This is a genomic window from Hymenobacter fastidiosus (assembly GCF_039539565.1).
GTDB lineage: Bacteria > Bacteroidota > Bacteroidia > Cytophagales > Hymenobacteraceae > Hymenobacter > Hymenobacter fastidiosus.
Genome location: NZ_BAABDJ010000049.1, coordinates 1 through 26,385, shown reverse-complemented (window position 1 = coordinate 26,385; position 26,385 = coordinate 1). Strand labels below are relative to the sequence as shown.

The following is a 26,385-nucleotide window of genomic DNA, read 5'->3' as shown; positions in this document are numbered from 1 at the left end:
TAGGCGAAGACCCAGCAACTGAAATTATGCGCATACTCTTCGCCTACCTCAGAAAAGCGTCGGAATCGCGACTGGGTTTTGGAATTAAAGCAATGGGTGCCAAAGCAAAAATCTAATGGACAGAAATAAGATTTAAATGGCGGCGCGGACCTGCTAACCCCGAAGGGCTCAAGGAAAACAAGCGGGCTCAACCGCGCAGCTGGCACCAGGCACACTTCGGCTGGGCGCAGCCCTGACTGAACTCGCGGCGTCGAATAGCGGCGTCCACCGCCTGAATTTGGGCCAGCACGGCCTGCTCGTCTGCCGGGGTGATATGGATATACTCGCGCTTCAGCTCCGTCGGCTGGCCCGGTTCCGTGCCGGGCTCCAGATAGTCGAAAGCCACGGAAACCGGTGTAAACCGCTGCTCTACGTCGTGGATCAGCAGCAGGTGGCAGAAAATCGCCTGCCGCCAGTAGTCGCCGCCCCGAGCCTTCTCGTCGGCACGCCAAGCTTCCAGGTCGCCGACAGGTAGCGCAGCGGCGCGGCGCTTCTGGTCGTACTTGTTCCACTTACCGGTTTTGTAATCGAGTACATCGTGGCCCCGGCCGTCAGCACGCGGGTCGAGACGATCCAGCTTGCCATTTAGCACAATGCCGCTGGGGAGCACTGCCCGGCGCACGATGTGCTCTACCACAGCCGTAGCAGGCCAAGTGGCGGCATATCGGGCGTGATAGCCGGCAAGCAACGTGCGCCCGTGATGCAGGTACCGCTCGTAAGTGGTGACGGGCAGTTCATGGCGACTGCGGCGGAAATGGTCGGCAAAGGTGGTGGCCAGGGTTTCGGCATCGGGGAACCGCAAGCTCGCATCGGCCTGCGCTTGGCGGAAAGCCTGTTCCAGCGCGTAGTGCATGGAGCTGCCAAAGTGCAGGCGTTCGTTGCGAGGGGAAGGCACACGCAGCACCTGCTCGTAGTAGAAGGCCATTGGGCACTTCAGGTAGGCATGCAGGTGCGTGGCACTTAGCGAGTAGTCCGCCAGCAGCTCGTCGAGTATTCGGAAGTCGGGTAGGGCTGCCGGTGGCGGTGGGGGCGGCAGCAGTTCCCGCTGGGCGCGCAGCAGCTCATCGGCTGGCACGGCCACATCGGTTATAGTCAGCCCGGCATACTGCTGCAGCTCAGTAATAAACTCGCAGTCGGCGAGGCCCTTGCCGGCTTGGTCTTGGACGCAGGTGCTGATAAGCAAGTGCTCCTGAGCCCGGGTGAGTCCCACAAAGAACAATCGGCGGGCCTCTTCGATAGGCGAGTCCGTAGAGCCCGGCAGCAGCGCGTCAGGCAGCGTGAAGCTCGCTCCAGCCTTTGTCTTAAGCCAGACACTCTGGTGGCAGCCAATCAGCCATACGCGCTCAAACTCCAGGCCCTTGGCCCCGTGGGCCGTGAGCAGCTGTACCCCGGCAGATGCCGTACCGGTGCTGCGTTCCAACGGTAAGCCTTCCCGCAACCTTTCCAGAGTCACCATGACCTCCAGCAGCCCCTCAAGCGTCAGCATAGGCTGGCGGCGGCATTCCGTGCGCACGAATTGCAGCAAGGTACGGACCACGTCGAGCAGGTGGTCAGGCTGCGGATGCGTGGCCAGCTGATGGGGTAGCAGGGTTTCAAGGCAAATGTGCTCCGACAGGGCCGGCAGCGGCAGGCTCGCAGCCTCCGTGAGCCAGCGCTCCAGCAGGGCAACTACCCGCCCCAGGGCCGTGAGGGCTTCGGGCGAGAGCTGCAGCGTGGCGGCCAGCTCCGGGGTTTCCGTCACTTGGAATAGCCACTCACGCCAGCGCAGCCGTTGCTCCAGCGGCAGGCCCTGATTGTGGCGGCGCAAGCCAGCCGCCAGGCGGGCGCAATCAATAGGAGCCAGGCGCAGGGCGTCGAGGTGCAGCAGTTGGAACAGGTGCGGCTCACCGCCATGTGCCTGCTGTAGCTCTGCAGCCAGGTACGTCAGGATGGCCCGTAGTCCCCGGGCCAGCGGCTCCTCGGCCAGGATGTTCACCTTCCGGCGGCGGGCAAACGGTACGCCCCTAACCGTGAGCAGGGTGGCCAGATCATCTACCTGCCCGTGGTCATGGCTGAGCACGGCGCACTGGTGCAGGGGAAAACCCGCGCGGTGCAGGGCTTCCAGCTCGGCCGCGATGTAGGCCGCCTCGTGCAGGGGCGAGGGAAAGCGCCGAATAGCAGGCGGTGTAGCCGCATCTGCGAAGATGGGGTGGCGAGCGTGCAGCATCTTGCTTAATCCCGGCAGCTGGCCCACCAGCCGTTCCTGGTTGCGCTCAATCAGGGCGGTGGCGGCCTGCAGCACAGCGGCCGAGGAACGATAATTATCCTCCAGTACCACCACGGCCGCGTGCGGATACTGGCGGGTGAAGTCGAGCACGTTGGCCACGCTGGCACCCTGGAAGCGGAAGATGCTTTGGTCGTCGTCGCCCACGGCAAAGATGTTGGGGTTGTCCCAATAGCTGGCCAGCGTGTGCAGAATGCGGTTCTGAGCCCCGTTGGTATCCTGGTATTCATCCACCAGAATGTGCTGGTAGCGTTCCTGGTAGCGCAGCAGCAGCTCGGGTTGCTCGGCAAACGCCTGCAGCGTCCAGCCGAGCATGTCATCGAAGTCATACCGACTGCGGGCGCGCAGCGCCTCGCGGTACGGCTCGAATTGCTCTACCCCGGCCGCCAGCGCCGCCATGCGTTTGGTTTCATCGTCAATCAGTCCTTGGCGAGGGTCGCCTTTCGAATACTTGCCGGCACTGGAGTTTTTGTACTGATACTCGGCCCGGTTGGGCAACTCCTCCACATGAATCCGAATGGCCTCCGCCAGATGTGCCGGTGACCAGCCCTCCTTCTTCATCACGGCGAAAAGCTTGCTCAGCCTTGGAACCTCGTAGTAAGCGGCTTCCCCTACGCGGCGCAGCACATGGCCCGCCGGCAGCGCGTCAATGAGCTGACGCAGCACATCCTCCGTTTCCAGCCCCGACACGGGCGCCAGATCATGGTAGCCAAAATAGTCCGCATTCTCCTGAATGAGCTGGTGGCAGAAGCTGTGGAACGTATGAATGGCTACGCGGTGGGCCTCAGGGCCGATGAAGCGCAGCAGGCGCTGGCGCATGTTGTGGGCGGCGGCTTCCGTGTAGGTCAGGCACAGGATTTCGGGGGCCTGCACCTGCAGCTCGGGATGCTGCAGTAGCCAGGCTACGCGGGCAGCCAGCAACTGGGTTTTACCCGTGCCCGGCCCGGCTACGACCAACACCGGTCCGTCGGGGTGCTCCACGGCCCGCCGCTGAGCAGCATTGAGGCGGGCGAATTCAGTAGCGAAAGCCGACACGGGCGCATTCAATCGGATAGGCGGGGAGCCGTCGAGCATTGACTGGAAGGATAAATTGAAAGAGCAGGAGAAAAGCACTTGAAATTACCAGGGCCGGTCGGGCAGGCCCTGCATCGCCATCCAAATGGCTAGGTTATCATGTTGGGCGCGGTAGTCGCGTAGGATTCGCTGGGCCCAATCATCGATATTGGTGCGGTTCGGGTAGTGAGCTGCCTGATCGCGCTGCGCCTGCATCCAAGTCAGCGGATTATGCCAATAATTACGCACCACAAACTCCGTAGCGGTTCCTAGCAGGCACATATCCGTAGCCAATTCAGCCTGAGCCCATCCCTTCAGAAATAGGTAGCAATACCCATCCAGGGCGCAAAGGGGGGCCGCCAGCCGGGGCAAGCGTGGCGCGCGTACGCCATCTAATACAACCCGTAAGGCATTGCAAACCGGCGTTTCAGCCAAGTGTGACTCGGAAACGGGTACATTTCGCCACGTCTGCAATACCTCATGGGCTCGCTCATCGGCGGGCCGGCGGTGCTCCCACACCCAAGGTGGAATAACGATGGAATCAGGCACTGATAACGGAACAAGGATAAAACAGCTCGCTGGCGGAGTCAACACAGCCGGAAGCAGCCACGAGTACTGAATTCATCTACGAAGATGTAGGCTTTCTTTTCAGGAGATTAAGCCTACATATGTAGTTCGAATTTTATGGAATTGCTATAGCTGAACGTATAAATACTCAACGACACCACCCTTAGTGGCCAGTAGCTTGGTTCGGAATAAGTGTTGGCTCTAGAATTATCATTCAGCCAAGAGGCTCCTATGTTTGACCTACTGGCCTTAGCCTCTAGTCCATTATACTCCTGCCCGTTGCGTGAAAGCCTACTTTTAAACATCCACTCAAACAGAGGAGCCTCTATTCAGAGTGGTTGGCCCGTTGGAGGACGTGCGTTGGTTATGCGGACTTTTCCCGCCGCTGAATAACCTCTTCGATGAGCGCCCGCATCGCTTCGGGGTTACTGAGTTGCGCATTCAGATGCCTTGCTTCCTGGATTTGCTGCTGCAGCAACGGAATGTCCGCATTCTGTAGCACCAACGTGTTTACCCGCTGCTGTAGCCGCCCTATCTTGTCTTGAAGGGCTTCTTCGCGTACCTCATACCGCTCTTTAAGGCGTTGGGCAGCAATGCTCAGGGGTTGGGCCGTGCGCTGCACGATTAAGTGGCGTGCGTAGAGGGCTACAGTACTGCGGGCCAGGGCCGCTTCCTGCGCTAAAGGCGCATATTCGGCGTCCGTGAGCTTGAGATTGATTTGGTGGCGAGGCTCTTTGTAAGGCATATAGAAAATGGAAGAATACAAGCCCTAAGATAGCGGAATTTCTAGGGAGTACCCCCGATGAAAAAAGGGAGTACCCCCGCTGAAAAGAAGGAGTACCCCGCCTATAATTCCGATAAATGCCTAAAAAAAGAGCAGAAAACACGTTAGAAGTAGGTCTTTTAGCCCCGTTTTTAACGTGTTTTAGCGACTGTAGCGTGTGGTTTACACGTGGAATAAGTAAATCGGTGCGAAAAGCGAAACAGAAAGGGTTGAATCGTTAAGCGTTTGTTGAGGAATTGTCATGCTTCAGTTCTGCTACACTCCATATGACCCAAACAGAGGTTTCGTGAACTCCCAGATACGTCTTCAAGCCACGGATTCAACCCTTTTTCGGAGCTGCATGTCTACTTTGTTCTTACCTCCTGCCGAGTACCCGCAGTTTTTAGCCGAGCTCAAGACCCATATCCGCGAAACGCAGGTGCGGGCCGCGCTGGCGGTGAATTCGGAGTTAGTCCTGCTGTACTGGCGCATTGGCCGGAGCATCTTGCAGTAGGAGCAGCAGCGGGGCTGGGGCGCGAAAGTGGTGACGCAACTGGCGACGGACTTACACAAGGCGTTTCCAGATCTGACGGGCTTTTCTGCACGCAACCTGCGCTACATGAAGGCGTTTGCGGAGCAATGGGCCGATGAAGCAATTTTGCAGCAGCTTGCTGCAAAATTGCCCTGGTTTCATAACTGCATCTTATTGGACAAGGTAAAAGACCCTGCTGAGCGGCTGTGGTACGTGTACCAAACCCTGGAGAATGGCTGGAGCCGCAACGTGTTGGCCGCGCAGATAGAAAGCAGCCTGTATCACCGGCAGGGCCGGGCGGTGAGCAACTTTAGCCGCACATTGCCCGCGCCGCAGTCGGAGCTGGCCCAGCAGATTCTGAAAGACCCCTACACCTTCGACTTTCTCTCCTTGGGTACGCAAGCGCAGGAGCGGGACTTGGAGCGGGGCCTGTTGGAACACGTACGCTCGTTTCTACTGGAGCTAGGCAAAGGCTTTGCGCTGGTGGGCAGCCAGTACCATTTGGAGATTGGTGGGCAGGATTATTACCTGGACCTGGTGTTTTACCACCTGCAGCTGCGCTGCTTCGTCATTATCGATCTGAAGATGGGCGCATTCAAGCCCGAAGACAGCGGTAAGATGAACTTCTACCTGGCCGCGGCGGATGACTTGCTGCGCCATCCGTCGGATCAGCCAACTATTGGCCTGGTGCTGTGCAAAACGCAAAACCGGGTCGTAGCCGAATATGCCCTGCGCGGCCTGAGCCAGCCCATTGGGGTGGCGGAATGGCAGCTGACCAGCGCTTTGCCACCAGAGCTGCGCCGCAACCTGCCGACCACGGAAGAGCTAGACGCGGCTCTGGGGCCACCGACTCTTCCGCTTTAACTCAATGCCCAGCCCGATTGGAATAAGCAATATACCGTAACCTTTTTGGCACTCCACCGTTCAAAGCCATATACCCCGCGGCCGCTCGTCGGCGCGGCCCCCGGCAGCCTTGCCTGCCACACCCACTAGCACATTCCTGGCCCTCAAGTGCAACTCCGCAGTACCGGAGCCAGGTAGCTCTATGCTAGTTTCATTTTCTGTTAAGGGTAAAGCCGGCTTGAAATTCTCTTCCGGTGAAATAACACTTTCCGCTGTTTACGACGCCACGTGGCGCATCAGCCCTCGTCTTTATGGGTTTCGCTCAGGAGACCAGTATGGCATTCTCTCCCATACCGGGCGTCAGGTGCAGGCCTGTGCGTTGCCAGCGCTCTATGTGGGGTTTCGGGAAGTAACGCCGGCAACCGTTCTCGACTGGGTGACTGAACATGGCATAGGCAATTTGCCACGCCTGCAATGGGTGCTGGGCCGTCTCTGCTACGCCGATCTGTTACGGGCGGAGGAAGTCACGTCCAAGCTATGGCACATAGACCAGCTCCGCCACGTGTTGCCCTCCGGTGAGCTGATCCATATAACGCCGGCGCAACGCGCTGATAGCATGCCGGCAGCGGCCTATGTGGCGGAAGCCACAAGCATTCAAGAAAACGTGCTGGTGCTAACAGAAAGCACGCACCTGCTTTCCTTGACCCGGCAGGAATGCCTGGAAAGCGCCATCGCCGTGGAGCTGCTGGCAGCAGGGAAGTATACGGAGGCCGCCCTGAATCCCACGCAGGCAGCGCGATGGGCATTCAACCGCCAGCTACGGGCCCTGCTGACGTCTTTGGACATTACCCCCATTGCATGCCAGCCGCAGTCTGAACGGGTGGATGATTATCTGCCTTATGAGGTATTGCGGCTGCCCGAAGAAATCGTGCGCCGCTGTCGCGAACACATCGACGCCCACCTGGACGAGGACACTCCACAACGGGAGAAAAAGATCTGGCAGCTTGTTTTTCTGGCTTGGCTGGCGGCTAATAATCATATTTTGTACTGCGCCGAATCGGGCTCGATGACCGTGAGCACACCATTCGTGTTCGATGGCGGTCTGTTTGACAACCGCACCGCAGGGGAGCTACTGGACGAGTATGACCTGTGGCATCTCGCCCCCTGGCTGCGCGACGGAGGCCGCTTTTTGTAGCTAGCCGCCGGGGCCCATACGGGTGCCCATGCCGACTTCTCTTCCTGTCATTATTTAATTTTCACGTATGCTGCTTGCGCTTTTTCATGGGTTTGCTACGCCCATGACGCTCCGTAACTTCCTGTTGATTTTGGCTGGCTCAGCCCTGTGGGCGCTTCCCTGTTCCGTCGGTCTTGCCTGGGTAGGACGTTTGTTTTTTCAGCAGGTAGGACGCATTCCGGGCCACCTGATGGCCGCACCGCTGGTTAGCTTGCTGGTGGCGCTGGCGGTACTTTTTTGTCTGTTCACGCCCGATAGAGGTGGCGCCTTTGGCGGCGTGTTGCTATTTCTGGTGCCGTTGCTGATCGTGCTGAAATTCTTCGGCGTAGCGCCCGGGGCTCTACTCATTCCGCCGGTTGTGATGGCTCTGGGTTTGGCGGTAGCTTGGACGTTTTACCTGCCCTACGATGGCATGACAGGCGCCGGTGGCCCAGGCTTCGTAGCTTTCGTGCTGATGCTGGTGCAATGGTGGCGCCTATTTTATCAACGTTAGCTACTTGCTTTCTGCCCCCTGAAGATAGGGAGTAGTGCCAAAGCGGGCCTTGTCCCAGCCTACATGAGGTAGTCCAGCAGAGGCCCCCAGCCATTACTGGCCAGCGCGCGGGACTGCATCCTGGCCTTTTACGAATCAATAATCTCATTTCACATCTGACTCTCAACATGCCTGACAAATCTGTTTTTGACGCCTTCACTGCCTTTCAGGGGAAACCACACGTAACGGCCGCCATGATTGGCATCAGCTGCCGCCACTGGACTGCCTGCGAGGCAGGCCAGACGGCAGAACACGCGCTGGAAAAGATGCGCGACTACCGCTTCGACGTGCTGCCGGTACAGGAACCCGACGGCCAGGTGTCGGGCTATTTTAGGACCCGGAAAATGGGTGACTTCGGCCAGCTCCCCACTTGGTGTGGCATTGATGAGCAGCTGGATTGTCTGGATTACAAAACCGGAATTTTTCCGCTGCTGAAACAGCTGGCTGATTCGCGCAACAAAGACCGGGCACCCTTTTACTTTCTGACGGCCCCAGGCTCGCAGGGCCCACCCGAAATCGTGGGCATGGTGTCGGACATTAACCTGAACAGCCGGGCCGTATTCCAATACGGCTACGCGGCGCTGACGGAGCTGGAAATGGAGCTGAGCGAGCTGATCGGTGCGGCCTTTCCGGAAGAGAAACGGCTGCGGCAGGCACTGGACTATTTGGCGCAAAGGGGCATTGCTCAGCAGAGCATCGAAAGCAGCCTGCAATCCTTCACAAACGACAGTTCCGATGAACACCAGAACACATTGCGCGAGTACCTGACGCTGCGCGGTATGCTGGCCCTGGTGGAGCACACGGGCCTGTATTCCTGGCTCGGCTATTCGGCCACCAATGCCGCGGAATTCGGCCGCAAGCGCACCGAGATACTTTCGGTGCGCAACTGGATTGCGCACCCGGTGCATTCGTACGAGAAGCGCCCCCGCAAACCAGGCGCGGGGAACTTGGCGGGGGACACGAAACCCGACCTGCTGGCAACCCGCCTCTACACCGCATTCAGTGCGGTGGACACGATGGTCAGGTCGCTGAAAGAGCTGCGCAAAAAAGTCGACCTGCGTACCGACCGGCCGCGGGTGGGCCAGTACTTCACTTCCCGGTTTTTCAGCGTTTCGCAGGCCCGCGACGCGTTTCGGGAAGGGACCTTTATGCTGGAGCCGGGCGTAGCAGCGCCGGAGGAATTACCAAGCGCCGCCCGGAGCATTGCCTACGTCACGCCCCAGAATCCCGAACCCAAAGCAGGCAGCTGGCAGACGGTGGATTCCACCGAAAATCAGGACAGCTTCTCTCTTCTGCTGAATGAACTAAGCACGTCAACCCATGGGGAGCTCTCTTGGCAGCTGGCAGCCAGCGAGGCACGCGCGGATGAGCAGTTTCCTGCAATCCGTATCCAGCAGTGGGAGCATCTGATGTACCGCGAAGAGGGGTGCTGGCTGCTGAACAGCAGTCCGGAAGAGGCGTGTGCCTGGGGCCGGCGCTTTAAGCAGGACGCCATCGTGTACGCCGAAGCCGGCCAAATGGCGCAGCTGCTATCGTGTGGCAAAGCCTCGGTTTCCCAGTAACATTTATTGACCCATCATCTCTTCCCACCGGACTTTTATGCCCTTCCTTACGACCACTGACTTAGACGCGCTGCTCAGCGCCGTGCCCGTGCCCATTCAGCAACGCGACGAGGCCGTACGCCTGCAGCTACGCGCTGATTTGCCCGCTGACTACTGCGGCCCGGTAACACTCCAGGACGTGCGGCTGACCCTGAGTCCGTGGCATTGGCTGGGTGGCGAGCTGGCGCACTCCCCGCGCTCCGAATCCCTGAGCCAGGCCCTGACCGAGGCCCGGGCCACTGGGGCGGACGACCTGGACACCGTCGAAGAGGTGGCGGACTGGGTTTCGCAGGAATTGGCTGCCACGGATCTGGACTGGTATACGATGCCCGGCGACAGTGCTTTCTGGGGAGAGTGGGGGCCTGCGGACGAAGCGGAGGCGGAGACGGGCTCCTTCCTGCCCCCGGGGGTTGCGCTGCCTGCCGTTTTGTTTTTCATAGATTCTGGCTCTAGCCAGGATGAGCGCCTGGTCGTGGCTCAGGGGCATTGGCAACAGCCGAATGATATCGATGCGGGTTCGGTGGGCATTTATGCCAGCTCCCGCCGCGTGGCCGCTGCGGGCAGCGCCTACCCGCAGTGGCTGATGGGCTGGGGGGCATTGCTGCTCACCGACCCGGCCACCGGGGAACAGGCCGAGCTCTCGCCCCGCTGGACAGAGGAGGACGACCTGGGTGAACTCCAGCTGGTGGAATGGCAGGGCCGGGAGCCGCGGTTTGAAGCGGATACCTTGCTCAGCTCTGACCCGGGAGTGGAGCCGGACTGGCTCCGGGGGAAACTGCACTATGCCGCCGGTCGCCTGGTGCGCGCCGACACGGGGCAAGCCCTGACCCTGACGCTCCACATGTTGCCGGAACCGCCCCCCACCGATAGGCCCTAGCGCGGCCCGCGGCCCCCGCACCCTATTGTTTCTGTTTTTACTTGAGTTGTTTTTCCATGACACCTGTCCTGCCCTCCGCCGATGAATGCCCGAGTCCGCTACAGCTTTTTCTGTGGATGCGGCGCCGGGAATTCCCCGCCGCGTGCGCCGAGTCGTTTCTGACCGCCTGGGCCGGCTCCGGCTACCTAGTGCTAAGCGTTACGGAAGACGTCGCTCCGGGCGGGGATACCCACTTCCTGCAGACGCGCTGTCCCCCGGCCCCCCTGCTGTCGGCCGCCGCGTACTGGCAGCGCCACGAAGCGCTGCACGAACGGCTGCGTCGCAGCTACCTGCTGCACATGCCCATCGGACTAGGGCCCGATGCTGCCGGACCCCTGTCCCTGGCTTGGCTGGTGCCGGCGCCGTCCCGTGGCACGCTGCAGGTAGGCGCTTACCAACAACCGGCGGTTCTAAGCCGCGAGCAACGGGCCGCGTGGCTGGCGTGGCTGGCCAAGCAGCTGAGCCAGGGCCATGCCGGCACGGGGCAGCGGGTGCTGGTACAGCCCCCGGGGGCCGACACGCCCGCTTACTGGCATTACGGCACCTACGCCGGCGACGCGTTGGTGCCGGGTACCACGTGCAGCGAGCGGCTCCGGACCTTGCTGACCCACCTGCCGCGGTATGCCCGCAACGCAACGGAACCGGGCCTGCTACCCGACTCCGCCGAGGCTGCCGCTTGGCCTTTCCTTGTCAACACCGGCGTGGGCGGCTTTCATCAGGGTAACATCCGCGTGAACGGGCACAAGGAGCTGCTGACGAGTGGAATGCAGCCTGGCCATACGCACGTAGGCAATGGCTGGTGGTAGGACGGGTTAGATCGATTCCCTGCTTATTTACCGCACCAGGTAGCCTGGCCCGTTGGGAGGCTGAAATGCCCTGTTCGTAACGGGCCGGTTATCAACTGTATTTTCCAATGCCTTAATCGCCCCCCTTACCCCTATTCGTCTCTTCTATGAGCACCCACTGCCTGCCTGAATTTACTGCTGCCCTCTCAGAACTGCGGGTGTTCGATATCGAGCCTGATTGGGCGAATGACCGCTACCGGGTGTACGCCGCTCGTAGCGAAGCCGATTGTATCCGCTACGGCCAGGGCAAACGCTACGACTTCTGTATCTGCCGGCGCCATCACAATTATTATCATGACTACCGGGCCCGGTACAACTCCAGCTACTACTTCGTCTACGACAGTGCCTGCGCCGTATTTGACAAGACCCACGTAACGGTCGTGGCGGTGCGCCCGGATGGTTCCTGCGAGTTCACGTATGCCAACAACGCCGAAGATTACTATACCCGCCAATTGGGCAACAGCCTAGACCGCTTTTTGGCGACCAAGCCCGGCCTGGAACAGGCGAAGGCGCTGTTCAGCTGCGATCCGCTGACCCCGGCTGAAGTGGCCGACGTGGCGACGGTCCGCGCCGCAAGTGCGGGTACCATCTCGTTTGCGGCCCTCACCCCTGCGCAACAACTGCAGTTCGTTCAGCTGGGAAACACGCTCACTGACGCAGCCTATGCGCAGGCCCCCGTTGCGGTGCGCGAAGCCTATATTTCCCGGGCGCATCTGCTCACCGATGCGCAGGCAGCGTCCAGCACCGAGCCTCAACGCCGACGCGCGGCGCAGCTATTCCGGCTGTATAACGTGAAGGAACAGCACCTCTCGGCTGACTGGCTGACGCAGTATCCGCCCCCATCCCCCGCTAGTGTGGCAGCCCATCACACGTCCCAGTGGCCCCCGAGTGCTGCCGACCTAGCCGGCTGGGGTTGGCCGGCTACGACTCCCACTGTGCCGCCGGTGATGGAAGACCTCAAAGCAGACGTCGGCCTCGCCAGTGCCGGGCCCGATGACAACCGGTGGCTAAAGCGATTGCACCGGGCCGTCGCCGCAAATCCACAAGTCCTTTTTCCAGTGCAGGAGTTGGTGGAGAATCCTACTGGGGTAGCGGCCGGCCCGGTCATCATTGCCCGACAGGACAAGGGCTATGTGGTACTGGTTGGCAACGCTCAGGTGAGGCAGGCAAAAATAACTGGGGAGGTTGACATAGTGGTACGACTAGCTACCCGCGCAAACGTCGACTGCACACAAGCAGGTGGCACAAATCTGGAGAGCATCAAAAAGTGTGGGGCAATCGGGTTCAACCACTTGCTGGCTACCTTGGGAAGCCGTAACTGTCGGTGCAGGCCATGACCCTACTAGCCCCAACCATACGCCCTGGTCACCTGGCTGTGGGCTACCAGCTTAAGATTCATCTGCTGGGCATTAGCCCGCAAATATGCCGGCGGGTGCTCGTGCGGGGCGATACCACCTTGGCCGAGTTACACCACATCTTCCAAGTGGCGATGGGCTGGGAAAACTGGCATTTGCATAGCTTTCACCTCTGGGGAAAGGAGTATGGGATTGGCTATGTCGGCGGCATCTACTTCGCCGATGATGCTCGCCAGGTTCACTTGGGCGATTTTCCGTGGCGCCTCAATGACAAGTTCACTTATACCTACGATTTCGGCGACCATTGGCAGCACCAGGTTCGGGTGGAGAAACTGCTGCCCCCGACTGCTCTGCCTGCCCATCCGGTTTGTATAAGTGGCCGCCGGGCCTGCCCACCCGAAGAAGTCGGCGGTCCTCGCGGCTACGACCAGCGGACGCTAGACCAGTTTAGTTGGCGCTACGAAGCCCTCGACCAATTACTAGACGGCGAGGACCTTCGGGAAGACGACGTACCGACCTGGTTCTGGACCTTCCGGCCGGAACATTTCGACAAGGGGCAAGTCAACGAACGCCTGGCGAAAGTGTATCAACTTAAGGGTAATCCCGATTTTCTGTATTCGCAGGGCGGCTACGCCTATTTCTTCGCGGATACGAAACGCTGAAAACTGTATCAGGAAAACCAGATGGTTTAACTGATACAGTGGGAATAGCTTTGCGCCATGCAACACGCGGTTATTTTCGTGCGGGTCTCCAAGAAGGAGCAAGACCACCAACGGCAGGTAGAAGACCTGCGTGCCGTGGCCCAGAGCCAAGCGGTGCAGGTCGTGGCCGAAATTGCCGAGAAGATTAGCGGGGCCCGCCGGAATCAGGACCGGGAGGGGATTCAGCAGCTGTTGGAGCTGAGCCGGCAGGGAGCCATTCAAAAAGTATTGGTGAGCGAAGTCTCGCGCCTGGGTCGTTCCACGGTCGAAGTCCTGCAGATTGTAGAAGAACTGACGCAGCTGGGCGTCAGCATCTATGTCCAAAACTTTGGCCTCGAAACGCTCAAGAACGGCAAACGCAATCCGGTCGCCCAGTTCATGTTCACGCTGCTGGCCGAGTTTGCCCGCCTGGAACGCGAGACCCTGCGCGAGCGCATCCTCTCCGGTATGGACGAAGCGCGGCGGCAAGGCGTCACGATCGGCCGTCCGGCGGGCGCGACGGAAGAAAAGGCCGTCTTTCTGAAAAAGCATGCCGCCGTCGCCCGGCAATTGCGTGCGGGCCTGAGCGTACATAAAACGGCCAAGCTCTGTGCGGTGGCCATCAATACGGTTCGTAAAGTGAAGACCTTGCTCTAATCCTTAATTCCCTGTTACCATGAACTTCAAACTACAGCTGGTGGCGTGCCTGTCGGAAGGCGACGAGCCTTTACTCGATGAAGTGTTTACCTGGAGCCGCGCCGACCTGAGCTTAGCCAGCGTGGGCCTGACGCTGGACGAGTCCAAAGCCCTGCTGCAGCGCATCCAGCAGCAAATGATTGGGCAGCAGGTGGCGATACATCTGCAGGCGCATCAGCCCGTCGGCTTACGGAAGAAGGGCCGCTATCCGCTCCAGTTGAAAACCTTGTTCGGGAACGTCACGGTCGACAGCCCGCGCTACTACTTGCCGCCTACCGAGGCGGGAGCCAAAACCTACAGCCCCCTCCAGCAGCTCTTTCCGCAGCACGTAACGCCGGAGCGGTTGTATTTGGAAACCAAGTGGGCCAGTCTCATCCCGTACCAGAAAACGGCCGACTTGCTCCACGACGTGTTGCCCATTGCCGCGAAGCTAACGGGCACGACCATCCAGCAGCACCTGCACGCCGTGGTCGAAGCCCAGGAACAGCAGCTGCCCGCGGAGGTGGCCTCCTTTCAGGGCGTTTGCCAGCGCGACCGCGAGGCCTTGCCGTGCCCGCCCCGCCCGCTGGTGGTCGGCCTCGACGGCGGCTACGTCCGGCACTGGCATAAAAAAGGCTGTTTCGAGGTGATAGCGGGCAAAAGCATGCCGGCGGAGGGGACCGCCAAATGCTTCGGCTTCATGCAGGAAGTAGACGTCAAGCCGCGCCGGCGTGTTTTTGAGGTGCTGCGCTCGCAAGGCTTACAGGCAAATCAGTCGGTGGAATTCTTTACCGATGGCGCCTCCATTCTGCGGTCGCTGACCAGTTATTTGAGTGCGGAGTCTACGCATATTCTGGACTGGTTTCACCTGACCATGCGCCTGACGGTGCTGCACCAGTACGCGCTGGGCTTCGCCCAGGTCGACGCGGCCGGTGGCAAAGCGCTGCAGGACGGCTTAACCAGCATCAAATGGCATCTCTGGCACGGGAACGCGGAGCGGGCCGTGGAAAAAATAATGTACCTGGACGATATCCTGGCCCTGCATCAAGACGACCCGCTCCTAGCCAAGAAATATGACAAGTCGAAGCCGTTGACCAAGTTAATTGCTGATTTTCAAACCTATGTGGAGCAGAACAGCGGCTTCATTGTGGACTACGCCGAGCGCCATCGCTATGGCGAACGCGTCTCCACGGGCTTTGTCGAGTCGGTGGTAAACCAAGTGCTGGCCAAGCGAATGGTGAAGCGGCAACAAATGCAGTGGACTAAAAAAGGGGCGCACCTGCTCGTGCAGGCCCGCACGAAGGTGCTCAACGAGGAATGGGAAGACTGTTTTCGGCAGCAGTATCCCGGCTTCCGGTCAGTGCCAGCGGAACCGATGCAGATGGCCGCCTAACCCAATTGCCCCACACTTTTTGATGCTCTCGAACTTTTTTACGCTCGTCAGCCACTTTTGAGTCGTTATCATCCTTCTCAACGTCGACAATGAGCTTATTCACCTCTTTGACTACTTCTTGTAACTCCTCATCATCTTGTGCAAAGGCCTGCCCTGCACCGACGAATAAGGTTAAGCCAATAATCAGACATGCTTTTTTCATGGCGAGTTGGGTTAAATGGTTGACAGTTAGAAACAAATAAATTTAATATATAAAGATTCTATTGTCAATATGATCTTTAGAGCAATGTTGGATCCTACAGAATTTCGTGGTTTACCCGCGCAGCTTCTTACTTGACTTCATCAGTTTCTCCAGCGCCGCCGCCGGCAGGGGTTTCTCAGCCTCCGGGTAGTTCTGCAGCTCCTTTACCAGCGCAGCCTCGGTGAGTTCCTTCATCAGAAAGCCAGGCACCCAATGCTCAGCCTGTTTCAGCTTCATATAGGTCTCCCGCGTAACAGCGGTGGTAAAGGAAACCCAGACCGTCTCCTCCCCTACTGGCTCAGGCTTTTCAGCTGATGCGGGATCGATACGTTCAGTGACGGCGGCCAGGACTTTCTTGCCGAAGGATGGTTTGCCGGTGCTCATATGCGGGAAAGGATTTCAGTGGTGAGGGCTTCGTAGTCGTGGGCACCGTTGGAGTCGGGTGCGTAGGCAAAGACATTCTCCTTCTCGATCTGGGCTTCTACCAAGGAGACGTTGGGCCGAATGGTGGTCCGCATGACTAGCGGCCCGAAGACTTCATGGGTTTCCAAGAGGGTCACCATGTCGCGCTGCGCACGGCGGCGGTCACTCCTATTATACTGCGTGAAGAACAGCCCACCGATCTTCAGATCCTTATTGAGTCGCTTCTGTACCTGGCGGCACACGTCGAGCAGTCCGACCAGTCCTTCGATGCCATAATACTCCGGCTGCGCTGGAATGAAGACGGCCGTTGCAGCTGTCAGAGCTGCGTAGGTCAGCTTCCCAAGGCCACCAGGGGTGTCGATGAGGCAGTAGTCGATGTCCTCTACTTCCTCCAGCAACTCCTTCAAAGAGAACTCTGCGCCCGGCTTCTTACTGATCTTGTCCTCAGCTTCGCTCAGGTCGTGGGCTGAGGGGACCAGGTAAAGCCCCTCCCCTACTTCCTGAACCACATCCGACAAGCTGGCCTGGCCGAGTAAGACGGTGCCCAGGTTCTTGCCGTTGGCTTCGAGCGTGAAGCTCTGACTCAGATTGCATTGCGCGTCACAGTCCATGAGAAGGACCGTCTTACCCTGCTGTACGAGGGCGTAGGCGACATTGAGGCAGGAAGTGGTCTTGCCGGTGCCGCCTTTATGATTGGCGAATACTATTGTCTGCATGGTGACAATGTAGGCAATAGTAAACATGCAAGCAATTTAAACCATAGTAACAATTATTGCAATTGTCAAAATGTAAACAATACTTAACATTTTGACAATACACACAATTACAACAATTGTCACTATGGCCACTATTGTTACTATTCAGGATGGTCACAATACATTCCGCTGATCTGTTGGAGTGCGCTTAGGATAATCTCCTGGGTTGGATCTTCCGCTGTTACTTCATAGCCAGGCCATTTCACGTCGGCTAAAGCAGCTCTGCTCCACGCAGAGCTGTCCGAATCCGTCAGAGCTAGTATCGGGGTTCTTGTTGCAACGGGATACTGTTGGCGAATTGGTTTTAAGCCATTGCCGGAGGAATTAATCGCTCGAAAGCGGCCTGACGTGTTTGGGCTAACGGCACTTCGTTTAACCAGTTAACGATACGGCACAGGTTTATCGCCGTGGCGATAAGGACGTGCTGCAAATGGGTTTTGGCCAGGCCCACGTAGCGCGAACGGCGCATGCCAAAGCCCCGGACCCCTTGCGAAAGCGTGCCTTCAATGCCCGCTCGCTGATTATAGAGCAAGGGCCAGTCCGCCTGACTGTCGCGCGCGCGGGCCGCTTGCAAGGCGTGATACGGGGCATCGGCTCGCAGCTTAATGGCCCGGCGTTTCATGCGCGTACACTGCGCGCGAACCGGACAGGGCCCGCAGTGCTTCCGGGAGAACTTAATAAACACGCGGGGCTGGCCCTTTTCCAGCGTCTTAATCCAGGATTGCGACGAATGCCCTTGGGGACAAGTGGCTTGCTGAGCGTCCCAGTCCACGTTGAAATCCGCCGCCGCATACCCTTGCCCCGCTAGCGCCTGCCACTTCTGGTCTTTCCGCGCGGGCCCCACTAACTCCACCTGGTGGAGTTGCTGACTCTGGACGAGCAGCTCGGCGCTCACATAAGCGGTGTCGACCAACTGCTGAGACGGCAGTAACGACATGTCAGCCAATCCCTTCTGAATGTGAGGCAAGGTAGTTGAATCCGCCTCGGTGCTGACGGTGGTGGCTACCTGCGTAATCAGATGCGGTTGGTCGGCTTCACAGGTTTCGCTCAAATGGACTTTATAACCGACCCACGTGGTCGTGCGTTTCCGACTAAAACGAGCTTCTATATCGTAGGGAGAGCTGATAAGCTGCGCGGAAGGCGGCAACTCGTCCTGATTCTCCACGCGCCAGATGAGTTGGCCGTCCACCACTCGAAATTGTTGGAGCCAGACCCGGCGCAGGATATCAATGGCCGGCAGCTGCCACAGCCAGGCAGCTTGGTCATCCCGCTCTATTCGCTCCAGGAGCCACCAGCCGTCCTGACCGACTTGCTGCGCGTAAGCTTCCCGCTGGGGTTTGGTGTGCGGCAGGCGATACTCCTCGGCTCGGGGACCGTACCGGGCAGCCCACTCCGGTTGCAGATGGTTGGTCAACCAGTCGGGCACGAGCGTAGCCAAGCTGTTGAGGGTAAAGCGCATGGTCTCCCCCACGCACTCCAGGCGGTTCATATCCCGGACACGAGCCAGCACATGCGTCGAGTCCGTTCGCTGTTTGCCCCCGGCTTTCAGCCACTGGTGGTCCTGGCAACACGTCAGCAGGTGCGTGAGCAGGCGTTCCTCGGCCTTGGCGGCCACTAACCGCTGGCGAAATTCAGACAGGATACTAAAGTCAAACCCGGGGTCGGTCAACTCCAAGCCCAGTAGATACTTCCAGTCAATCCGACTCCGCACGGCATCGGCCGCTTGGCGGTCGGAGAGATTCTCGGCGAATTGCAGCAACGTCACCACCGCCAACTGCCAGGGCGCCTGTGCCGCTTGCCCCCGTTGTGGAAACAGGTCGGCAAAGAGGGCGTCGTCATACAGGGTGCCCAAGGTATCGCGCAACTGCAGGTAGCGATTGCCGCGTGGGAAAGCCGCCTGCGCTACCTGGCGCGTTTGGGGCGGAACAGGCGTGCTGGGTTGGGGGTGTAGGCTCATGAGCAGAAGCGGTTAAGATGCTTCCGAAAATAGCCCTTTTACCCCAAAATGAATTCGCCAACAGTATCCAACGGGGCGGATTTACACGCTAAGGTTGTAAATCCTCCTTCCTGCTGCTTCAGCGAAGATTATTCAAAGCACTTATCAACTAGGATTTCCTTTCCGATAGACTACTCGTCCCTCCTATACGCCTTGTAATCGGCCTTTTTCGGTCTGTTTTTCGGCTACCCTTTTCGATAATCGGGCTTAGCATGTAAATCCGCCCCGTTGCAACAAGAACCCCCAGTAGAAGGGGTAGCGCAAGAGTAGGAACAGAAATTCCCGTTAGGCACTCCTAGCGTCAGAATTTAGCACGCAGCAGGTGCTTTTGTCTCAATAAGTCACGTTTTATGGGTAGTAGGAGCCGCTGATTAGCGAGATAACCAAACGAGACGCATTTGTGGGGCAGAAGCGGCGTGTCATTCAAAAATGCCTTAGCAGCGTTAAAACGCCCGTATTTTGAGACACCCCGCACTTGCCGAAATCCGCCGCTACGGCCCTAACGGGAATTTCTGTTCCTACTCTTGCGCTACCCCTAGAAAGGGATGGCTTTTGACGATATCGACAAAAGCAGCAATGTGTTGTTGCTCCACTGGGCTGCGGTTGTCCACCAAAAGAAGCTTTAAGCGCCCGTTGATTTCTGGGTTTTCGAGCTTGGAATGAATACTGCCGGTGTGCCAATACGGCGCAAAGTGGTTGTTTGGGTATGAAGCTATCAGCTCTACTTTGAAAACGTTGAGGCTGTTGTCGAACGCTTCATCGATGTGGAACGTGGATCGTTGAATTTCAAGTGATGATTCCATGAGAGATTTGGGTACAAAGTGTTGAATGTGAAGACAATGAGTTCGGCCTACATCGTACAAAAGGGTACAAAAATCATATTGCGTTAGCCTCTTTTGTACTCTTTTGGCCTACTCAAACAGCTTCTTGGAAATTGGTTTTGGCGATGGCTTTTCTACCGCTGGTATAACCTCGACGTAGGTTTCCGCTGCTAGGGTAGGGGCTAGCTCACGCTAAGTGGAAGGCTAATCTGCTTACCAGCCTTCCACTTAGCGTGGTGGCGGTATCCGTCACAGGTCCGATACATGTGCACGATCGTGACATAGCGCCAGCGGGAGCTGAGCGCCGTTAGGATCTGCTGCGTGATTGGATGGAGCACCGTTTCGACGTGCACCAGGTCACGGACATAGCTGCTGCGGACCACATTGTATTCAGTGCCCCAGTTGATGCGTCGGGAGTTCGGGTTTTCAGTAGTCCAGATAATAGCATCATAGTCGAAGTGTTGATACGGCCCGGAAACACCCCGTAACAGCAGCCTGACACTATTCTCCGAGCCCTCAAAGCGCAGCCGGTTACTGACCGTTTCGAGCTTCATGTCGCTGCTCTGCTGTTCTTACTATTCCACAATAGAAGTTATGCAGCTTTTCCATTGTAAAACTCTCATCCATCATGGCTTCCTCCAGCGAAGCTATCTCAGCGTCCGTATAGAACTCAGGAATATAGCTGGCTATATCTTCTCGAATAAGAAGGATTTCGGTCTGCTTGGGAGTACGTCGCGCCGCTGTATCCTGAATACGGTTATAAGCGGCCTCAATCTGGTCTAACGTGACCTCCAGCTGCGCAGCATACTGTAAGAAAGCCTCTTTCTCAGCGTGGGTATGTCGAACGGACCTACCCGCTTCCATATTCTGCGCTAGTTCCTGGATACGCCGATCGCGTATCGCTTCCGGGCTGACGTACTCCAGGATAGTATCCAGGTACACATGCGGTAGCTTATAGCCCACTGGCATGCCCGGAAGCGGTTGAATCACCGATTCAACCGCTTCGAACGTGTAGTAAAACCCGTGAACAAGCTCGCCGGATTCATAAATCCAGGTAAACGGGACAAGGTGGCGCTGGACGACCTTCACGCAGAAACCTAAATGAATCTGCAGGGTATCGCCAATGCTCGGATGTGTTCCATAAGAGCGCAGCATGGTGGACAGGAATTCCTTGATTAGACCTTCGCGATAAGCTTGGCTTTCCGGGTCCATCGTGCCGCCGTAACCATAGCTTTTACCAGGCCATACGGTGTAGGTGCGAGCTGCAGCGGGAGGGCTGAAAAACTCGTCGGGTAGGGGAGTGTTCTGTCGTTCTGTTTGCATGGTTTGTGGTTAAATGCTGCACAAACCTTCAACTAATATTTTTATAGTACAATATTAGATTAGAAAGTAACAATTATATTGGGAACTATTCGTGATTCGACTACGTTCACGGCTAGATTGCGAACGGTAGTCGAATCACTTCCCTGAGCTGGTAAGAGCTAAAATTCTTGATTGCTTTCTATTTCGCATAAACCTCCAGCGCCTCTTTCAGCCGCTGCACGGTATAGGCACCGAGCTTCTTGATCGGCACTTTGTTCACCACATCGAGCTTCACCTGGTGCAGCACCTTCGTCAGCTTCAGATAATCAGCCTCGTTGTGCACGGCCTTGACGATGGCTCTGGCCTGAGGTTCAGTCACCTCGTAGTCGGCACGTAGTCGGTCGTAGGTCGTGACCAGCGGCTCGTATTTGTTACGTAGCCATTCCTTAAACACGCCCATCTCTTCCAGCGTGAGCTTAGCTTTCGGGGATTTAGATGTTTCCTCGGCTGTTTCGGCTTTCTTGATCCTGTGAACAGGAATGATGAACTCCAGCTCCGTGACCCATTTGCGCTGCTTGATCTCCCGCATTTCCACTTCCCAAGCAGGATCTAGCTCCTGAAATTCCTGAAGCGCCGGCTTGAGCACGTTTCGTTTGAACTCGGCAAACGTCGGATACATCTTGTCAGCATCCTCAGCCAACATCAACTGCCGCATCTTCTCGACTTCAAGCTTGATTTTGCCCTGCGGCTTTTCCCAGCTCTTCAGCAGCCAGTACAGTCGGTGAGAATGAGCACTCTTCAGCGAAAGCAGGGTCTGGATCTCAACCCGCGTGAACTTCTCCTGCAGCTGTAACAGGAACGGCTCGATGCCCTTGGCGAAAGCGCCGGTGAGCATACCGGTCTTGGTGTCGTAACCCAATGTGTCGATGAGGTTGTAGCCGACGAACTTGATCTCCCCGTTGACCATCGTTTCGATCTCCACGCGCTTTTTCATGAGCCCCTGGGCCGCTTCCTTCACGGCCGCATAGAGGCTTCCACCCGGTTTAGAGGTGACCACGTCCCGTACATCAATCGAGATCGGCGGCAGCTCGGTATGGCGCGCATGGATGGTGCCCAGGGCCAAGGCAAAGATCCGGGCTTCAACGTGCGTGAACTTCAAAGGAGACCGCACTAGGGCATTGGCTTGGTAGGCCAACGGGTTGATATTGGAATGGAAGGGGGTGATCTCGTCGGACATGGACAAATGAGGCTGGAAAATACTCTGAGGGCTTAGAAATGGCTTTTTCTTCCACTCACATGGTAAATGTAATTCGTTTTTACATCTATCTTGCCATTTCTTACATCTGAACTTGCCAATCAGTACATCTATCCTGCCATCTGGTACATCTGAACCTGCCAATCAGTACATCTAACTATGCCATCTAGTACATTTGAATCTTTGTGGGATGTTGTGAATCAATTAGTTACGGCACCCCTAAGAAGGAAGACTATTCGTATTCGTTTTAAGAAAGAAGAAATTCGATTCGATGCGCATACGCGCACTCGGTTCTTTTTTGATTTTTTCAAAGAAAAGCTTTTAGAAAGGGGAGAGTCACTCCTCAGATAGCCAGGAATATATCAAATTTCATTTGTGTCGCATTTTCGTGGTTTTGGCAAGTGTTACCACGTCTGAAGGTAAGATAGTTCGCCAAAGGGCCTTAAAAGTGCAAATGTAATTATTGCGCGGATTCGTGTATAGACATTAAATGTATAAACATGATATAGGATCTTTCCGCAGGACAGATAGGGGTTCTTCTTCCTATTGGATACTGTTGGCGAATTGATTTTAAGCCATTGCTGGCGGAGTCAATAGTTGGAAGGCGGCCTGACGGGTCTGGGCTAACGGCGCCTCGTTTACCCAGTTGATGATACGCGACAGGTTCATCGCCGCGGCGATAAAGACGTGCTGCAAATGCGTTTTGGCCAGACCCATGTAGCGCGAACGGCGCATGCCAAAGCCTCGGATTCCTTAGGAAATAGTGCCTTCAATACCTGCTCGCTGATTGTAGAGCAGGGGCCAGTCCGCCTGGCTGTCTCTTGCCCGAGCTGCTTGCAAGGCGTGATACGGGGCGTCGGCTCGCAGCTTAATGCCCCGGCGTTTCATGCGCGTACACTGCGCGCGAACGGGGCAGGGCCCGCACTGCTTCGTGGAAAACTTGATGAACACGCGCGGCTGGCCCTTTTCCAGCGTATGGAACCAGGAGTGCGACGGATGCCCCTGAGGACAAGTGGCTTGCTGCGCGTCCCAATCTACGTGGAAATCCGCTGCCGCATACCCTTGCCCCGCGAGCGCCTGCCATTTCTGATCTTTGCGAGCGGGCCCGACTAAGTCCACCTGATGGCGTTGCTGGCTTTGGACAAACAATTCAGCGCTCACATACGCGGTATCCACCAACTGCTGCGATGGCAGTAACGACTGGTCAGCCAATGCCTGCTGAATCTGGGGTAAGGTAGCCGAATCCGCCTCGGTGCTGACAGTAGTCGCTACCTGGATAATCAGATGGGGGTGATCCTGCTCGCAGGTTTCCGTCAAATGCACTTTATAGCCCACCCACGTCGTGGTGCGTTTCCGACTAAAACGCGCTTCTATATCGTAGGGAGAGCTGATAAGCTGCGCGGAAGGTGGTAATTCGTCCTGATTTTCCACGCGCCAGTTGAGCTGGCCGTCCACCATCCGAAACTGTTGGAGCCAGACCCGGCGCAGGATGTCAACGGCTGGCAGCTGCCACAGCCAGGCGGCTTGGTCATCCCGCTCTATTTGCTCCACAGCAGGAAGTCGTGGGCTGTTTGAACCTGCTCACCAATGCCGTCGTCGTGTGGAACACCGTCTACATGCAGGAAGTGGTCACGCAGTTGCGGGCCGAAGGCTATCCCGTCCAAGACGAGGACCTGGTTCACCTCTCCCCCGCTCGCTACGAGCACATCAACCGACTGGGTAAATACACCTTTGCTGAGCAGGAAGCCTTGCTGGGCAAGGGCTTACGCCCGCTGCGCCAGCCGCAACCTCCGCTCACTAGCCCAGCCGCAACGGCTTAGCGTAATTTTCCGCCCCGTTGTAACGAGAACCCCAAATTGAACTATGCCACGCCCAACGAACACCTTAAATCCCTCTTTTCAACCCAATTTGTTGCATTTCAAACGTGAACCTGCGCTTGGTTAAAAGTTTGGTCCAAAAGTCGCATTTGGCCCATGCGCGAGCTTTGAAACTGGGCAAAGGGGCACGGAAACTGCCCTTTTCGGGTACCTACGAGCTTGTCACTAGCTCAGGCTCTCAACTAGCAAAAAAGCGGTATCCGAAACAGGTTTACCCAATCAAAATACCGTTTATGCGCTGCTAATGGCTTTCCGGTACACCATTCGAGTCCGGTAGCTGCCAAATGCGACTTTCGGACCAAACTTTTAACCAAGGCCTAAATTGCCTGGCCATTCAACCAAACTTGAGGCGATAGCCAACTTAGCCTATTCTATTATGGATAATCCATTTTCCCAACTTAAGCAGCTTGTTCTCTCCCTGGAGCCAGACTTTGAGAAGTGGGAGCAAGTTCGAGACCTCTCGGCCGGTACCAGGCTCCGCAGCGCAGCGCAGCAGCTCAAGGGACAAGCGCAATCCATTCGCCATGATATCCAGTCATTCAAAAATGGCAAGCTGGATAGCCAAGCACCGAGCGCAGTCCCAGCCGCTGCTCCAGTTGGAAAAGTCGAAGCAGCGCCGAAATCGGCAGCTCATCAGTTTGAGCAGGATGCTTTCGCTCATATTCTGGGACCGATCTCTTACAGTGGACGGAGCATCCACACGCGTTTTACGGACCAGCAGGCCGTAAATATTTGTGGAAAAATGGCCGATGCCTACGCCCGCAACATTGCAATTAAATACCAGGAACTCGCCATACATGTACAGGGGGGGATCTATCGCTATCAGCTGCACTACTTCGCCAATAAGGCCTTTTCCTTTTATGGGGGACCATTCCTTACTTTTCTGGCCAACCTGCGTCCGCTGCAGTTTCATAATACTTCGGCGCTAGCCCTAAAACGGTTTGTCGCGACAAGTGGCTTTAGTGACAGAATAATTGACTTTCCCACGCTCACTTTTCATACAGTTGGGGGCGACGCTTTTACCATGGCCTTTCATCTGGTGGAGGATGGTGTTGAGGCCCGGCGCAAGCCGGTACAGATTTTTCGAAACCAAGTTCGGGTAGGCTCAATTGACTACCAGGGAATGGCCTTTGATGCGATGGGCAAAATCTTGGCTAGAACAGCCGCCGTCCGCCCAGTGCTGCTTGTGTTCTGTGACTATCTAAAGTGCAGTGTCAATCCCGCCTTTTTCTCCGGAGTCGAAACCGGCCACTGCTTTATCTGCGGACGGCCTTTAACTGATCCTCGCTCGCTGCGCTACGGAATTGGACCAACTTGTCTGAGCAGAGCAATTTAAGGGTTAGCTGATAATTGGGGATGCGTACGTATAAGGAGAGCAACTTCCTCTTGTGACGAGCATAGAATAAGTCAATACGTGCGAGACCGTACAGACGGGAACGTTACGGCCCATCAATTACGGACCGCTCGTGGTAGGCTGGTGTGTTGCTCGTCAGATGCATCCAATACACCAAGCCGTCCCCCGATAACCGCCCCGCTAGCCGGAACCTGCGTGGGATTCAACCCATCGCGAGGGGGCAGGGGAGGATCTTCTCCGGCACAGGCTAGTTGTCGGGCTGATCTGGAAGTAGATCCAGCAGGGGGGCAGCGGCCGTCGTTTGCTACCGCTGTCGGCCGTTGTCTTTTCCAGCAATTGCTGCCTTGGAAGGCTATAACATACTATGAACGCTCGTTTATAGAACGTTATAACACGTATCTTGCGGCTGTTTTCCTCCCCAATCGCCCCCGATGCTGACACTGACTCCCGCCAAGAAGTACGTGCCCTACTACCGCGTCTCCACTCAGAAGCAAGGCCAGTCCGGGTTAGGACTCGAGGCGCAGCGGGCGGCCGTGGTGGCCTTCGCGCCAATAGGTGGGCTGGTGGGGGAGGAGTTCGTCGAAGTCGAGAGTGGCAAGAAGAACCAGCGGCCCCAGCTGCTAGCGGCCATCGCGGCGGCGCGCCGGCAGGGGGCCGTGCTGCTGATTGCCAAGCTGGATCGGCTGAGTAGGAACGCGGGATTTATTTTTGCGTTGCGCGATTCAGGGGTGGAGTTTGTGTGCTGTGATATGCCCGACGCGAATACGCTCACGGTCGGCCTGTTCGCCGTCATCGCCCAGCACGAGCGCGAAACCATCTCCCGCCGCACTAAGGATGCCTTGACAGCCAAGAAGGCTCGCGGCGCGCAATTGGGGACACCAGCGAATATGACCGACCAGGTACGCGCGCAGGGCCGGGCCGTGCAGCAGCTGAATGCCAAGCAAAGCCAGGCCAACCGGCAGGCGGCACGTCTTGCTTCGTTACTCCATGCGCAGGGGCACACGCTGCAGCAGATTGCCCACGAACTGAATGAGGCGGGCTACCGGACGCGGCGCGGGAAGGTTTTTTTT

General features: G+C 57.2%; 23 protein-coding genes and 2 pseudogenes. 15 read left to right on the top strand and 10 right to left on the bottom strand.

Going from position 1 to position 26,385, the window contains the following annotated elements; translation table 11 throughout:
* Positions 1-187: 187 nt before the first annotated feature.
* Together ABD833_RS19165 and ABD833_RS19160 are read right to left on the bottom strand one after the other, a co-directional pair.
* Positions 188-3,376, bottom strand: a complete 3,189-nt coding sequence (locus ABD833_RS19165) for an ATP-dependent helicase (RefSeq protein ID WP_345075212.1) — start codon at positions 3,374-3,376, stop codon at positions 188-190.
* Positions 3,377-4,286: 910 nt separating this feature from the next.
* Positions 4,287-4,688 carry a hypothetical protein gene (locus ABD833_RS19160; protein WP_345075210.1) on the bottom strand — a complete coding sequence of 134 codons (402 nt, stop codon included), beginning with the start codon at positions 4,686-4,688 and terminating at the stop codon, positions 4,287-4,289.
* 358 nt (positions 4,689-5,046) lie between these two features.
* Between ABD833_RS19160 and ABD833_RS19155 the strand changes: the two genes are divergently transcribed.
* From ABD833_RS19155 to ABD833_RS19100, 12 genes and pseudogenes are all read left to right on the top strand, one after another.
* Positions 5,047-5,199 (top strand): DUF1016 N-terminal domain-containing protein, encoded by a 153-nt coding sequence (locus ABD833_RS19155; protein ID WP_345075208.1) that lies wholly within the window; start codon positions 5,047-5,049, stop codon positions 5,197-5,199.
* 15 nt (positions 5,200-5,214) lie between these two features.
* Positions 5,215-5,493, top strand: a pseudogene (locus ABD833_RS19150) (DUF1016 N-terminal domain-containing protein); the annotation flags it as partial.
* Complete coding sequence (locus ABD833_RS19145) at positions 5,467-6,081, top strand: PDDEXK nuclease domain-containing protein (RefSeq protein WP_345075247.1); 615 nt, start codon at positions 5,467-5,469, stop codon at positions 6,079-6,081. The pseudogene ABD833_RS19150 and the gene ABD833_RS19145, both read left to right, overlap by 27 nt.
* A 181-nt stretch (positions 6,082-6,262) precedes the next feature.
* Positions 6,263-7,255: a hypothetical protein gene (locus ABD833_RS19140; protein ID WP_345075206.1), complete on the top strand. Its 993-nt coding sequence runs from the start codon at positions 6,263-6,265 to the stop codon at positions 7,253-7,255.
* A gap of 67 nt (positions 7,256-7,322) precedes the next feature.
* Positions 7,323-7,787 (top strand): hypothetical protein, encoded by a 465-nt coding sequence (locus ABD833_RS19135; RefSeq protein ID WP_345075205.1) that lies wholly within the window; start codon positions 7,323-7,325, stop codon positions 7,785-7,787.
* Positions 7,788-7,954: 167 nt separating this feature from the next.
* Entirely contained in the window at positions 7,955-9,388 is a 1,434-nt protein-coding gene (locus tag ABD833_RS19130) for a hypothetical protein (protein WP_345075204.1), read from the top strand.
* A 37-nt stretch (positions 9,389-9,425) separates the two neighbouring features.
* A complete protein-coding gene (locus ABD833_RS19125) occupies positions 9,426-10,304 on the top strand; it encodes a hypothetical protein (protein ID WP_345075203.1) in 879 nt (292 codons plus the stop codon).
* A gap of 56 nt (positions 10,305-10,360) precedes the next feature.
* Complete coding sequence (locus ABD833_RS19120; protein ID WP_345075201.1) at positions 10,361-11,149, top strand: hypothetical protein; 789 nt, start codon at positions 10,361-10,363, stop codon at positions 11,147-11,149.
* 146 nt (positions 11,150-11,295) lie between these two features.
* Positions 11,296-12,525: a hypothetical protein gene (locus tag ABD833_RS19115; protein ID WP_345075200.1), complete on the top strand. Its 1,230-nt coding sequence runs from the start codon at positions 11,296-11,298 to the stop codon at positions 12,523-12,525.
* A 38-nt stretch (positions 12,526-12,563) separates the two neighbouring features.
* Positions 12,564-13,205, top strand: a complete 642-nt coding sequence (locus ABD833_RS19110) for a plasmid pRiA4b ORF-3 family protein (RefSeq protein WP_345075199.1) — start codon at positions 12,564-12,566, stop codon at positions 13,203-13,205.
* Positions 13,206-13,262: 57 nt separating this feature from the next.
* Complete coding sequence (locus ABD833_RS19105; protein ID WP_345075197.1) at positions 13,263-13,880, top strand: recombinase family protein; 618 nt, start codon at positions 13,263-13,265, stop codon at positions 13,878-13,880.
* Positions 13,881-13,899: 19 nt separating this feature from the next.
* Complete coding sequence (locus tag ABD833_RS19100) at positions 13,900-15,291, top strand: ISKra4 family transposase (protein WP_345075195.1); 1,392 nt, start codon at positions 13,900-13,902, stop codon at positions 15,289-15,291.
* A gap of 313 nt (positions 15,292-15,604) precedes the next feature.
* Here ABD833_RS19100 and ABD833_RS19095 read toward each other — a convergent pair whose 3' ends face one another.
* From ABD833_RS19095 to ABD833_RS19060, 8 genes and pseudogenes are all read right to left on the bottom strand, one after another.
* Positions 15,605-15,916, bottom strand: a complete 312-nt coding sequence (locus ABD833_RS19095) for a hypothetical protein (RefSeq protein WP_345075194.1) — start codon at positions 15,914-15,916, stop codon at positions 15,605-15,607.
* Positions 15,913-16,698 carry a ParA family protein gene (locus tag ABD833_RS19090; RefSeq protein ID WP_345075193.1) on the bottom strand — a complete coding sequence of 262 codons (786 nt, stop codon included), beginning with the start codon at positions 16,696-16,698 and terminating at the stop codon, positions 15,913-15,915. Before ABD833_RS19090 ends, ABD833_RS19095 begins: the two co-directional genes overlap by 4 nt.
* 316 nt (positions 16,699-17,014) lie before the next feature.
* On the bottom strand, positions 17,015-18,667 hold the full coding sequence (locus tag ABD833_RS19085; protein WP_345075191.1) for an IS1182 family transposase: 1,653 nt from the start codon (positions 18,665-18,667) through the stop codon (positions 17,015-17,017).
* A gap of 557 nt (positions 18,668-19,224) precedes the next feature.
* Complete coding sequence (locus ABD833_RS19080; RefSeq protein WP_345075189.1) at positions 19,225-19,509, bottom strand: hypothetical protein; 285 nt, start codon at positions 19,507-19,509, stop codon at positions 19,225-19,227.
* 200 nt (positions 19,510-19,709) lie between these two features.
* Positions 19,710-20,081, bottom strand: coding sequence for a hypothetical protein (locus ABD833_RS19075; RefSeq protein WP_345075188.1), 372 nt, complete (start codon positions 20,079-20,081; stop codon positions 19,710-19,712).
* Positions 20,059-20,850 (bottom strand): hypothetical protein, encoded by a 792-nt coding sequence (locus tag ABD833_RS19070; protein WP_345075186.1) that lies wholly within the window; start codon positions 20,848-20,850, stop codon positions 20,059-20,061. The genes ABD833_RS19075 and ABD833_RS19070 overlap by 23 nt, the downstream gene beginning before the upstream one ends.
* A 178-nt stretch (positions 20,851-21,028) precedes the next feature.
* Positions 21,029-22,066, bottom strand: coding sequence for a replication initiation protein (locus ABD833_RS19065; protein ID WP_345075184.1), 1,038 nt, complete (start codon positions 22,064-22,066; stop codon positions 21,029-21,031).
* A 588-nt stretch (positions 22,067-22,654) separates the two neighbouring features.
* Positions 22,655-23,542, bottom strand: a pseudogene (locus ABD833_RS19060) (transposase).
* 104 nt (positions 23,543-23,646) lie between these two features.
* Here ABD833_RS19060 and ABD833_RS19055 point away from each other — a divergent pair.
* The 3 genes from ABD833_RS19055 to ABD833_RS19045 all read left to right on the top strand — a co-directional run.
* Positions 23,647-23,904, top strand: coding sequence for a Tn3 family transposase (locus tag ABD833_RS19055; protein ID WP_345075183.1), 258 nt, complete (start codon positions 23,647-23,649; stop codon positions 23,902-23,904).
* A gap of 433 nt (positions 23,905-24,337) precedes the next feature.
* On the top strand, positions 24,338-25,297 hold the full coding sequence (locus ABD833_RS19050; RefSeq protein WP_345075181.1) for a DUF6011 domain-containing protein: 960 nt from the start codon (positions 24,338-24,340) through the stop codon (positions 25,295-25,297).
* A 449-nt stretch (positions 25,298-25,746) separates the two neighbouring features.
* Positions 25,747-26,385: recombinase family protein (locus ABD833_RS19045; RefSeq protein ID WP_345075179.1), on the top strand; the 639-nt coding region annotated here is incomplete at its 3' end.